1 protein-coding gene (cut by a window edge) is annotated in these 14,206 nt (G+C 63.0%); it reads left to right on the top strand.

The window, feature by feature from the left end; genetic code table 11:
• Positions 1-14,206, top strand: the end of a protein-coding gene (locus tag ACRC0P_RS14205; RefSeq protein ID WP_438631959.1) for an RCC1 domain-containing protein. It extends 22,424 nt beyond the left edge of the window; only the last 14,206 of its 36,630 coding nucleotides appear in the window; its start codon lies off the left edge, out of view; the stop codon is at positions 14,204-14,206.

Raw genomic sequence — 14,206 nt, 5'->3', positions numbered from 1 at the left:
CGCATCGCTGATCGTGACTCAGGCCCTCGGCGTGGACGGTGTGGTTTCCGCCAAGTCGGATGCGGACAGCGTCAGCGATACCCGCGCCACGTCGATTACCGTCAGCGGCGAGGGGTTCGCCGGGGATATCTCAGTGCACCTGCTCAGGGTCGATCACCAGGAGCAACCGACGGCCGCGAATCGCGTTTCCTTCTCGCGCAATGCCGCCGCCACCGAGCTCCAGTTGGACAGCTTGGGCGGCGTGCCCGGCGAGCGCCTGCAACTGGCGATCGTTCGCGCGGCCACCGGGGAAACCCTGATGGTCGAACAGCAGCACTGGCTGACGGTGGTGGACGACACCGCGCCGGTGCTCAGCCTGCCCGGCGAGCCGGGTTACCTGGCACCCATGGAACTGCTTGCGAACGAAGCGATCAGTGTCGGTGAATTTTCGGTAACCAAGGTACCGCTGGACTACAGCGGAGATGCGGCTGAGGACATCAGCGGCCGCTTTGAATTGCAACAGGTTGCACCGGAGCGCTGGCAACTGCGCCTGCGCGACGGCGCCGCACTGGAGCACAACGCCTACTACGATTTCCGCCTCGCGTCCGTGCGGGACAGTGCCGGCAATAGGGCCACGGGCCGCTATTTCGGTGCCAACGGCAACCCGGGCGCCGCCGACGCAGTATTTACCCAGGGGGTACCGGACGGCGAAGTGCGGCGGCGTTTTGTGGCCGAGGACCTGCTGCCGCCGCGCAACCCGGCACTGGAAGTGGTCCGCGAGGGTGCGCGTTCGGTGACGCCGGTCCCGGTCAATCCGGGCACGACCCTGACCCGCGGTCGCAGCTACGGTCTGCGCTTCTCCGCGCAGGACAACTACGGCGACCGGATTGTTTACCGCTACCGGATATCGCCACATCACCCCGGTGACTACACCGATAATTTCCGCAGTGCCGACAGTGACGATGAATTCACCCAGAGGATCCTTGAGGATTTCCAGCGCTTCGAAGTGCTCGCCGAAATCAGTGACGGCAAGGGCAATATCGCCCGCACCAATTTCGAGGCGGGGCTGCGGGATCCACAGATAGAACTGGACGCCTTTTTCACTGAGCCGGAGGAAGCAGAGGAGGCGGTGCGCAGCACGCTGCATTATCGCATTGCCGGCGACGTGGATATGCTCGAGACGCTGACCTTGCGCGTCACCGATCTCGCCAACGCGCCGCCCATGAACGCCATGGAAGGGCTGATCCTGTCCCGGGACGGCCGCCTGGTGTCCGGCAGCCGCAATTTCCTCAATCCGAAGATCCGCGATATTGCCGGGGGCAGTGCAGGGCAGCCCTCTATCAGTGTTCCGGTTTACCTGGACGCCACCTTCGGCTTCAGCGGCCAGAAGCGCATGGAGAGTGCCTATACCCTCTACCGGGACCGCACACCACCGACCCTGAATATCGTCTCCCCCCGGGACGGCGACTTTATCGCCTTTGACGAGCGCGCGGACCTGCTGATCCAGTCCTTCGACAAATACGGCATCGAAGCCGTGGAGGTCAGCCGCAACGGCGGTGACTGCGAACAGGGCGGCTCCTGGACAACCCTGGAAGATCCGCGGCGCTACAGCTTCCAGGTTTCCGCCGACGACTTCGCCGACGGGGAAATCCCCCTGGTGCCCATCGCCGTGCGCGCCACCGATCCCAACGGCAACTGCACCGCGGAGAGCCTTACCCTGCGTGCTTACGATCCCAGTGACGGCGCGCCGGAAGTGGCCATACTCTCGCCGCGCAACGGGGATACCTTCTACGAAAATGAAGAAGTCACTTTCGAACTGGCTCTGCGCCAGGTGACTTCCGCGCAACTTTGTATGGATGTGGGCGGCGAGCCGGCCGATCCCCGGAACTGCGTCGCTGTGTCCCGCGAGCCGGAAGAAGATGAGCGCCGCTTCGTCACCCTGCGCCTGCCACAAACCGGCGAGGACATCGTGGTGATCGCCCGGGTACAGTCCGGCAGTCTCAGGGGGTACGCCTTCCTGAATGTGCGCGCGGATGAGGGCCTGTCCGAAGAAGTGGTGCTGGAAACCTTGCCCGATACCGCCGTATTCGCCGGCACTGGCCTGCGCCTGCGCTCCGATAGGCCCGCGGAGATGCCGGACTTCAGCGACAGCTCCCATATCGACTACCGCGACCCGGGCGGCGCCGCTCCGGTTGCCCTGCCCATGGCCGGGCTGGATCGCTGGATGCCGGTCAGCCGCTCGGGCGAGAGCGTGGAAATCGAAGCGGTGCTGCAGGATCGCGCGGGCAATGAATCGCGCACGCAGAAATCGCTGGCCAAGTTGCCATTGTTTGCGGGAGATTCGGAAGTTCTGTGGCAGGCGGCCACGACCGGTGACGATCTGCTCGCCACCGTGGATACGCCCCTGGGTGTGGTTTGGGCCGTCGCGGGCGAGGCTGTCACCCTGTGGGAGCACAGCGCCCGGCAGGGCAATCGTGTTATCGCGGAACTGGACCGGGATGCGCAGCTACTGTCCCTCCATTTTTCCGGCACCGCCCTCTACGGGGAAGTGGCGCGGGGCGGGGCTCGGGAACTGCACCGTTGGGCGCTTGAGTCCGGCGATTGGGGCCCGGTGGAGACCTATCCGCTGACCGGTGAATTGCTGGCGGTGCAAGGTGACCTGGTGTGGCAGGGCCTGGGCAAATCGGTGGACGCCTTCCGGGCGGGCGAAGCCCAGCCGGTAGCGGTTGCCGGCACCAGCCTGCTGGAGCCCGTGCGCCGGGCACAGGCCTGGCACGACCGGCTGCTGGTGCTGGGCGATAGCGGTATTTCGGTTCTCGCTGTTGAGATGGCGGATACCCCGCGGCTGGTCCGCGAATCCTTCCACGGGATGGAATTCGCGTCCGGCATTGGCGTACAGGGCGACCGCCTGCTGGTATGGCGGGGCGAAGAACTCAGCGGCTTCCGCCTGCGGCCGGAGGGCCTGCTGGAGGAAAATCACCTGGTGCTGCCGGATGCTATTGACCGGGTGATTCCCGACGGCCCACTGCTGTGGGTGCACGCCGGCGACATCTCCACAAGCGGAGGAAACTGGTGGCTTGTGGAAGAGGGCGAGGTAAGGGGGCTGTTCCCGGCCGGCGCCGGCCCTGTCGATACCCTGCTGGTAGCGCCTGGCCAACTGGTTCACGCTGCCGTCGACGATGCCGGCACGCTGCAACTACTGCGCCAGTCCATCGACCGGCAACTGGACATTCCGGTAACCAGTCCGGACATTGCCGCCCATGCCGGCGGCGTCGAAGTGATTGCCGAGGGCCTGCAAGACCGCCGGGCCACCGCGGTGGTCCGGGACCCGCAGGGCAATCCCCTGCCCCTGCGCAAGCTGTCCGCCGATCGCTGGCATATCCCGGCCGGCGTCCTCGGCGGTGCCACGGATCTTGTACTGGAACTCCACCAGCACGGCCGTGTGGATAACTATCCGTTGGTGGTACCGGCGGCTGAGAACCCAACAGCTGTTCTCTCGCCCGCCACGGGCAGCGTGGTTGCGGGCGGTGCGGATATCCCGCTGGTAGTGTCTCTGGACAGCGCGGCCATGGCGGGCGCTGTGGAACTGGTGCGCGATCAGGGCAGTGCGCCCATGGCGCTGTTCGGCGCGCACGCCTGGTCCTGGCACAGGCTGCCCGCCGCCGGCGTTGCGGAAACTCTGCGGTTCAGGCTCGACGGCAATACCCTGGCGGATAACCTCGCGCTGACAACCGCCGAGAGCGATGCGACGGATATCGGCGTCACTTTCCTGCAGCCGGAAAACAACCGCAGCTTCGACGCCGGTGAAGCCATTTCCATTCACTACCGCACAAACGACCAGCAGGGCCGGAATTTCCGCCACGCCGAAATCACCCTGCTCGATTTCAACGGCGTACCGCAGCAGACCACGCGCCTGGCAAGCGAGGAAGGAGAACTACTTTGGCGGGCCCCCGCGGTAGCGCAGCGGGAGGTCTTCACCCTGCGCGTGCGGGCCTATTACGGCGACGACTGGTCCTACAACGACGGACAACTGGGTCTCACCGTCATGCCGGTGCGCACCCTGCCGCAGCCTCAGATTGCCGCCCCCTTGTCGGTGCGGGCCGGCGCCGTTTTCGAGGTTGCCCTGGAAGAGCCGGTGCCCAACGGCAGTACAGACATCGTTGTCGAGGACGCAAGCGGACAACTGCTCGCCCGTGGCGACACGGCTTTGGAGTTGCGGGCTCCCGATTACCAGGGCGGCTCCCAGCTACTGACTGTCCGCGCACAGGCGGAGGACGGCCTGGGCAACAGCAGCGGCGCCGAGCGGAGCATCACTGTTCTGCCGGGCTACCAGTGGACCGAAGAGGCGGCCCTGGCTGCGGATATTGTCCTGTCGGACGTAGAACAACTGTGGCTCGCCCGGGGACGCGACCTGACCGATGCCCAGGGCCAGTTGTTGCGGCGTTTTGACGGCGCCATCACCACACTTTCCCGACTCGGCGATCGCCTGCTGGTCAGCGTCGCCGGCCAGGGTTTCCAGGTGCTGGACCCGCAGGAGGAGTTCACTTCCGTCGGTACCCTGCCGCTGCAAGGCAGCGTTACCGCGGTCAGTCAATACGGCGACTACCTGTTTGCGGTTATCGACGGCGACCTGAGGGTTTTCTCCGTCAGCGGCAACGCCATTGCACCGCAGGCGGAGTTCGACGCGGCACTCGCGGGGCAAATCGGCTCGGAGGGTATCAGCGCCGTGAACGCCGCCGCCGACGGCACTTTGGTACTGACAGACAGTGCCCTGTATCGAGTTGTTCGGGCGGATGGCGAGTGGAATGCCGAAATGCTGCTGGCGCAGCCGGGCGGAATACAGCTGCTGCGCCACGGCGGGGCCATAGTCCTCGCGGATAGCGAGGGCGGCGTCACCCGCCTGGATCGCACCGGGGCCACGCGCCTGCAAACCGGACGGCAGATTGCCGGTATGGCGATGGTGGGTAACGACCTGCTGTTGAGCTTCAGCGGCGGCAACAACCTGTCGCTGGTCGACGCCGGCGTGGCCGGCCGCCTGGACAATATGGGGGAATACAGCCTGCCCTCCGAGCTGGACGCACTCACCCTGCACGGCGACAAACTGTATTCCGGCGGTCGCGTATACCGCTGGCTGCAGCAGGGCGCACCGGCACTGGTTGCCGAGCGGCAATTGCTGGACAGCGGAGTAGATGTCGCGGTGCAGGACGGCGAGTTCCTGGTCGCCGGCTCCCTCGCCGGCGCCGCTCGCCTGCGGGCCGGTGATGAGGGGTGGCAGCCCGACACTATCGGCAGCCCCTTCACCGCGGCCGTGGCCGCCGTGGCTTCCGGCAGCCGCTACGAATATGTACTGGAGCGGGATACCGGACAGCTGCGCGTGCACACGCCGAACAGCGGCGTGCCGCTGCACACCTTCAATTACGGCGACCGCCTGCCATCGTCGCTACACCTGGCCGGCAAATACCTGATCGCGGTATCCGGCGATACCCTGCTACTGCACGACCGCGAAAACCTGGAGCTGGAAGACACCCTGACCGTGCTCCCCGGCGACAACATCGTCTCCCTGGCCACCCACGGTGAAGTGCTCTACCTGGCCACCGCCAGCCGGCGCCTGTTCCGTCTCTCCGGTATAGCACTGCCGCTACAGACACACCTGTTGCGGCGCGTGGACCTGCTCGACGGCGGCGCCGCGCGGCTCGATAAGCTGGTAACCACAGGCGATTACCTCTTCTTCACCGCCGACGACACCTTGCACCGTCTGGACCTGAACAGCTACCTGGATACGACGGTATCCCTCGAGGGCACGGTGGACGCGGTGGCTCACGCCCACGGCAGCGTCTGGGTGGCGCTGCGCAACGGTGAAGAAAACCGCATTGTCGCACTCAATCCCTCCACACTTTCGGAAGCCGGCCCGCCGGCTCTGCCGCAACCGGCGCGGGTGCGCGCCATGGCCTTCAGCGGCTCCCGCCTGCTGCTGGCGCTCAACGGCGGCCCCCTGCGTTTGTACAGCCTGGCATCCGGTGACAAAGCGGGCTCCGCCGCAACCCTGCTGCCGCAACCGGGTGCCGTCTTCCAGCAGGGTGAAAAACTGCGGTTGAGCCTGAGTGACGATACAGGACTGACCAGCGTTCGCTACCGGATCAACGGTCGCCTGGTCAGCGCGCGCCACGAGCGCCCCTTCCAGGACAGCATTCCGGTGCCCGGCTTCCTGCGCAACGGCCAGCCGTTTGAAGTGGTCGCCGAAGCGGTGGACATCAATGGCAATATCCATAGCTCGCTCGCCAGGAGCGTGCTGTTGCAAGGGGAAGACCTGCCGGCCAACCCCTTCCGCGTGGTGATTACCGAACCGGCGCCGGGCGGCGTCAGCCACCTGCCGAAACCCCTGACCGCGCGCGCCGACGTGCTCAACAGCACTCTGCCCGTGGAACAGGTGGAATTCTATTTGTCCGAGACCACCGACCGCGACGGCGCCTACCAGATCGATGGCAAGCACTACGGCCCCGAATATGTGATTCGCCGCGATTACGACGAAACTTACAACGGCCGCTGGATCAAGGTGCGCGCCATCGATATGTTCGGCAACAGCGTCGAATCCGAACCGGTGGCCATCCAGCGCGAACTCGATGCCGATCCGCCCCAGGTCGGCGCCTTCAGTATCGACGAAGGCCACCTCGAAGTCTCCGCGGGCAGGGTGGTGGAGAAGCATCCGTTTACCCTGCGGGTGTCGGCAAACGACGAAGAGAGCGGTATCGACCAGGCGCTGTTGTGGCGCAACGGCACCATTGTCGCCGCGGCCTTTGGCGGCGGGGATATGGTATTCACCGAGCGCACCGCTGAGCGCGACCAGACCCTTGAATACAGCATCCGGGTAACCGACCGCGCCGGCAATCTGTCCGAGTCGTCCGTCAGTTATCAGGTGGTGGCGGATACCCGCCCGGTACCGCAACTCGTCAGTGTGCCGGATAGGGTGCTGGAGCAGGGGCCGTTCAAACTCACTGTCGCCGCCAACGACGATGTGGCGATAAGGCAGCTGCGCGTCACCTGGGATGGTTTCACCCTGGATCAGCGCAGCTATAGCGGAAATATTTCCGCCACTGGCAATATCGCCGTGGCCGGGCGAGACCGGCGCGGGTCGCGCCTGGGTGCTCCCGCGGAAGCCGCCCTGGTGATCGAAGCCAATGACGATATCGGCCAGGTCGGGCAGCTAGAACAGTCGGTAACCGTGGTGCAGGACCGGGTGCCCGATACCGCGACGCTGGTCGTAGAGCAGGAACCGAGTGACTTCTACGGCAATGTCCACGCGGTCGAACTGAGTAACCTGCTGGCGGTGGACGAGGGGCAGGACCCGGCGCAGATCAGCATCCGCGCCTACGGCGAGACGGTGCAGAGCAAGACCCTGCCCGCCAACAGCGATCGGTTGCGCATGACCTTCCGCCTGCCGGAGGAGGACCTGGAGGGCGACCGGTTCCGCTTCCGCGTGCACTACCTGGACCACCTGGGACAGTCCGCTGAATCCGCCGAGTACAGTGTGCAGTTGTCGCGCTTCCCCAATCAGCTGCGCTTCGACGACGGCGACGGCACACTCAATCCGCGCGTGGTCGACGCCGGCGCCGGTGCCTTTTATCGAGTACAGGCACTGGACAGCGCCGCGCGCCCGGTGGCCGCGCAGGCCATCGACTGGGTCCTGAGCCGCGACGGCCAGCCGGTGGACGCCGCCGCTTCCGTCACCGACCTCAGCGGCGCCGCGGAATGGGCCCTGCCCACGGCGCTGGAAACCGGTATCTACGATCTGCGCGCCAGCATCCGCGGTTTCGAGCGGCCGGAAATCGCCGCTCAATTGCGCCTGCGTGTGAAGGCGGGCGAGCTGGCATCCGTTCGGGTTGCGCATATCCCGGCCACCGAGGCCGGGGAAAATACCAGCCTGCAGATCCGCGCCGTGGATGCCGGCGGCAACCCGGCAGTACTGCACGGGGATGCCAGCTTCCGCCTGTCCCTGCCGCAAGAGGGCTTCCAATTCGGCTTTATCGACAACGCCGGGATAGAACCTCTCGGCGAAGGGCAGCGCATCACCCTGCAGTTGCGGGATAGCGAAGTGCAGATACCGGTGCGCGTCAGCACCCGCGCGTCTCTCTACCAGGGCGCGGTGGAATTGCTGGGCGCGGACGGCGGGCTGCCGGTTTACTACGATCACGACGACAACCCGGACACCGCCATGGTGCAGCGCACCAGCCTGCCGTTCGAGGTAGTGAGCGGCGCGCCCGCGGGTATCGCACTCAGCCTGCAAGGTTTCGACAACCATCCCCAGGGCGAAGAGGGCGTGCTGGAAGCGGATGAAACCGCCGAAGTGCGCGCGCGCCTGGAAGACCGGTTCGGCAACCGCGTCTACCGCTACGGCGGGGACTTCACCACCCTGAGCCTGTCCCTGTCCGCGGATGGCGAAGCCAGTATCGATGGCGAGAACCCGCTGTCCCTGGTACTGGAAGAGGGCGAGGCGCTGGTGGACGTCACCACCTCGGTGCCCGGCACGGTGACCGTGGAAGCCGAGGATACCGACGGCCGCGCCGGCGAACTGATCGCCGAGCCCTTGTCGCTGGAATTCCGCAAACGCCGCCCGGCGGTACTCTCCGCGGAATTCCAGCAGGCCACCAACAGCGAAATTACCCCGCTGTTGCTTCAGTTCAACGAGGCGGTGGAACTGGCTGCGGAGCAGGCGGACATAGCGCTCAGCATCGACGGCGAAGCCGTGCAGGGCCGCTGGGAAGTCGAAGGCGAGCAGGTGCGTTTCGTGCCGGACGCGCCGCTACCGCTGGGCCGCTGCGCCAGCCTGGATACCGCCGGGGCACAACTGCGCGGCGTGCAGGAGCAGGATGCGGTGCTGGCGCAGAGCTTCCAGCCCTGCACCTTTCATATCGCTTTCCAGGTGCCGCAGGAAGTCTACGAACTCGAAGGTCTGGAGGGCAGCGAGGTCGCTCTCGGACTCAGGTTTGCCGACAACCTGGATCCACAACAGCTGGCCGACCTGCACCTGTTCCTGGATGGCGACCACAGCGAGCGCCAAGACCTGGATATCCAGGGGCCGAGCCTGCAACTGCCGCTGCTGGAAGGTCGCCAGGATGGCACCCGCGTGCTCTTCACCCCCGCGGCCAGCCACCCACAGATTGCGCAGCAGCGGCTGTTCGCCAACCAGTTGGAATTCAGCCTGCTGGATCGGGAACAGCACTTCGATCCGTTCCTTGTTACCGAACTGATCCCCGGCAGCGCCAGCATCCAGTTGGACCCGGTGACCTCTCCCTACGCGCCCATACCGCTCACCCTGGTGATGGAGAGCCAGGGCTTCCGTTTCGAGCTGGATGCCGCGGAGCTGAACGCGCCGGAACAATTCGTACTCGGCAGCAGTGATCCGGAAATCGCCGTGGCCGAGGGCCTGGGAGTGCGCGGCCTGAAACCGGGCAGTGCGCAGATCGCCATCTCCCTGCTGGAAAACCCGGCGGTGAATACCGAAGTCACGGCAAATGTGCAGGTGCCGCTGGAACGCGACAGCGACGGCGATGGGGTATCCGACTATGTCGAACTCGTCTCCGGCAGCGATCCCCAGGATGCGGAGAGCGTACAGGTCGATGAAAGCCTGGCGGTGGAATTGATCCTGCCCGAGACGATCAGTGCCTCTATGGCTGAATCCCCCTACCGCCTGCCGCTGCAATTGCGCCTGGCGCACGGCGGCAACAGCCTGGTTGTCAGCGGCGCCGCGCTGGATGAGCTGGTCCAAGTCACCAGCTCCGACTGGTCGGTGGCGGCACCGAACGGCTCGCTGCTGGATCTTGTGAAAGAAGGCGTGGTTCAGGTAACCGCCACCCTGTCGTCCAATCCGGAATTGACGGCTTCCGCCGAGCTGGAAGTGGTCAGCAGCGAAGAATACCCGAAAGTCCTGGTCTCCGAACTGCCGGCGCACCGGCTGTACCGGAATGCGGAGTTCGGGCGCACGGTGCTGCATTTTGTGGGTGATTTCCGGGATATCGGCGAAGGCTATTCGGTGGAGCTGCATATCGACGGCATACGCGTCGCGCGCAGCAAGACAGAGATGGAGAGCTGTGAAGACTGCATGCCCGGCGTCTACAGCGAATGGCTGCACGAGGGGGACCTGGCCATAGTGATGCCGGGTGGGGTGCCGGAGAATCTGACGGGTGCCCTGGATATCCGCTTTGTAAGCCAGAGCGAAAACCTGAAGCTGGCACTGGCTCTTGACAACTTCCCCCAAGAAACCAGCTGGAGAATTCTGGATCCGAAAAGCGATAATGCTGTGGTTGCCAGCGGGCCGGACGAGCCTTATAGAGAGGTCGATGGCTATGTCGAAGAATTTATTGAAGTGCCCGGCGCTTGCTACACCTTTGTTATTCTCGACAGCTACGGTGACGGCATGTGCTGTCGAAATGTGGAAGGTGCCGGTAGCTACACCCTGACCAGTCTGCCCGACGGGGAAATCCTGGCTTCAGGGGAAGGGGACTTCGGTACTTCACAGGAAACTGGATTCTGCGTCGCCGACGCCACAGAGGGAGAACTTCTGCACGAAATATCGTTGCAGCTGCCGGTATACGACGACGCTCCAGCGACAGTTACTATCGGGAATAGAGCCCAACTCGAATTGGTTCAGGGACAACTTCTGCCTCACCGATACCAAGTCGGTTCGGAACCCAAGAACAGTGTTCGCTTGACCTATCTGTTGGATGGCAATCCGGTAGGGGATATCACAGAATTTGACATCCCTGACGAAGTGGCTGCCCAGGTCTTTTCTCTGCCATCGCCGGGAAAACTCGTCCGCCTGCGCCAGGGCACCGAAGCTGTAGCTTACCGTTTTGAAGTGAGCGATGACGGTGAGAACTGCGACTGCGATCCCGGTGATGGAGTCGTTTTGTCGGCTGTTGATTGGGAGTGGTTGAACCCAGGGGTGGCTCGATTCCGGATCCTGCGTATTGAGGATGGCGAACCGCAAGAGTCTTACGAATGGGAGACACCGTCAGCCAGTGAATTCCGGGAGCGACTGCCTGTAGGCGAATACCTGTTGCTGATGGAAGTCGGTGATTCGTCCGTACAAGTAGAGAATGCGGCAAACTTCGTGCTCGATTACGGCGGCCCGATAACACCTCTTGCCGGCCGGATCGGAATCAGCTTTGAGCACAACCACAGCATTGTGGATAACTACTATCAGCGCGATGAAACACCGCTGGTTGCCGAGCCCTGGATGGATGGCGCCATGCTGTCGGTGTCGATCGAGGAATTCACCGCCTCCGGTATCCGGGCGAGCGAGCGGCAGATCGGAGAACTGTCTGTGACCAGCGGTTCCTGTCCGGCGCTCAGTGTGGAACAGACCAACGGCGCCATGCCCCTGCCCACGGACTCCATCGTGTATGGCGTGGATGGCGGCTTGATTGTCTCCTCGAGCCGCAACTACTGGACCCTGCGCTTCAGCCATGAATATATGGGCTTTGGTGGTTTATCGCTGCCCGACTACGGGTTGCCTGCCACCACCTATCAGAGGCCGGGGGGGCTGGTGGATGTGATGATCGACCGCGAATTCGCCGATGCCCTCAATAGTTACGGAGAGAGCGAACGTCTCTATGTTGACGTGATCGGCAGGTGTGAAGATTCGCAGTTGCTGGAAATACCGATTTCCCTGAAGCCGTCGGCGCCTGAGGTTACTGAATTCAGCTTCACCGGTACCGGTCTTAAAAGGCAGGGTGGTTACTTCGATATACAAGTGGAAGACGCAGACGGCGATCTAACGGGTATTTCGATTCAGCACGAAAGCTGGCAGTGCCCGCAGGAACCAGGCGGACCTATCGGACCTCCCGGACCTCCCGGACCTTTCGGGTTGGTCACTGAGGAAAGTTCCGGAGAGGGGGTCTCCCTTCCCGCGGAAGAGGCGTGCGATGGATACTTGCAGCTCGTCGAAAGAGAAATAGCTTACCTGGATCCAAATTCCAGGGGTGGCGGCATAAGCTTCTTTGGCCATCCAGCCTCAGCCGGGAAAAACAATTTTGGTGGCCGCTACCGATTGACACTGGCGGATCGCAGTGCCGATCTGCTGCCATCGGAAAGGGTTGTTGCCTGGGTTTTTGACGGCGCCGGCAACGAAATCGAAGTTCCCTTGTCGAGGGATAAGCGCAACTACTATGCCGACAGTGACGGCGATGGCCTGTTGGATATCGAAGAAATTGAATTGGGATCCGATCCCTACAATCCCGATCCCGACGCCGATGCCGACGGTGACGGCATTTCCAATTACGACGAGATTCGCGTCTACGGCACTGATCCGCTAAAAGCGGATACCGATGGAGACGGGGTGCCGGATTATGTGGAACTGGTTTCCGCTTCCGATCCACTGGACCCACAAAGTACCTCCGTAGATCTTACATTTGTTACGACAATCAGCATCGATCCCGGGCTTTACCGCAGGGGGTTAAATGCCAATCCCGTCCATTTCACGCCGAAGGTGGTAGCGGTATTTGAGCATAATGGCAGGACGATCGAAGGCGTGGATATGTCCTCACAAATAGCGAACATGGAGTTCTCTATCGACAATCCGACTATCGCCTCTGTATCCGGTGGTATCTATACCCCCCTGGCCCCGGGGTTGGCCCAGATTCGTGTAGAGGCACCCTCAGGGCTGGAGGCCCAGACGGACTTGGAGGTGGTGGACTCCCTGTGGCTGGCCGGTAATAACGGAGATAGGAACGGACAGCGAATTTATTACAGCATGGGCGATTCCGTCTGGGGTTGGGGCCGTAATGCCTATTACGGTACTTACTGGCTTGGGGATGGCTCCTATGTGGAAAAACGGGTTGAACCTGTCCCAATTGGCGACAATGCGCGGAGTTTTTCCGTAATTGAACCAAGCTACCGCCATACGCTGGCACTGGACTCCCAGGGCAACCTGTGGGGGTGGGGAGTGGGGAACGATGTCTACGGACTAGTGACCAGCGGCTCCAGCAACCTTCCGGTTCAACAGTCGATCGAAGGCCCCGAGTTGCCAATCGCAGCCTTGTCAGCGGGCGACTATCATGCCTTGCTTCTGGATGCACAGGGCCATGTCTGGGGTTGGGGAAGTAATAACAATGGCCAGTCGGGTGTAGGCCAGGAAGCCGGCTCTAAGGCAGCACTTGGGCGAGTTATGTTCCCTGAGCCGGAGCTCAGGATTCAGGCGCTGGCGGCTGGCTCTGCCCACAGCCTTGCGCTGGATGAGCAGGGCCGGGTATGGGCATGGGGCCGCAATGACATCGGCCAGCTTGGCGATTCCAGCAGAGAGGATCGTTATGCTCCTGTACTGGTTGCGAATGAGGAAATGATATCTTCCGTAGTAGCCATAACCGCCGGCCTCGGAGTCAGTTTAGCCCTGGACCAGGATGGCCGCGTGTGGGCCTGGGGAGACGGCAGCAGTGGCGCCTTGGGAACCGGCGACTGGGGTGAGCGTTACGCCCCGGTGGAAGTTCTATTCGAGGGATTACGGGGTCGCATACTTTCAGCGTCAACCAGTGGCCGCCACAGTATTGCGCTGGATGACGAAGGTGGTATCTGGTCCTGGGGCGTCAACGACGATGGCCAACTCGGTGATGACCAGCTCGGCGAGGGCCAGGGCGAAGGCCCCAGAAGCCAGCTCACACCGGCGCGGGTATCCGGAATTCTGAACATTACGTCGCCGCAGATAATCCTGGCCACTGGCCGCTCTAGCTTCGCAGTTGATGCCGTGGGTAGGTTGTGGACCTGGGGCCGAGCTGTGGCTGGTAGTATTGACGGACTACCGCCAACCCCGGTGCCCGTACCTGTGCCAGTGCCGGCGGACTCGGTATCCATCAATACTTTGGCCGTTCGCGAGCTGATGCCACCGGACTTTTTGGTAGTTCCCGTGGAAATTGAAACTGCGGGCAATTACCACATCAGCCTGGACGCCGCCGAACCGATCAACGCTCGCCTGTACGACGAGCAGGGGAATACTGGTCACCTGTTGCGCTGCGAGCAGCGGCCGTTCAGCTTCAGCCTTGAGCCTGGCAGCTACCGCCTGGTTATCCGCGCCTACCAGCACCAACTTCCCGTACCAGTAAATATTCTGGTGGAATCCGGGGCGGCGGAAGGCTATGAGCTGGATGGTGGCATAGTCACCATTCCCGATGATTCTGGATATGGTTACGGTTATGAAGCTGAATGTGGCTCAGATGACCAGATCATAGTTGGTTACTGA

Origin of the sequence: Microbulbifer sp. (assembly GCF_051659245.1) — a bacterium.
Taxonomy (GTDB): domain Bacteria; phylum Pseudomonadota; class Gammaproteobacteria; order Pseudomonadales; family Cellvibrionaceae; genus Microbulbifer.
Note: the sequence above shows the minus strand (reverse complement) of the source record. Positions and strands in the feature narration are given on the sequence as shown.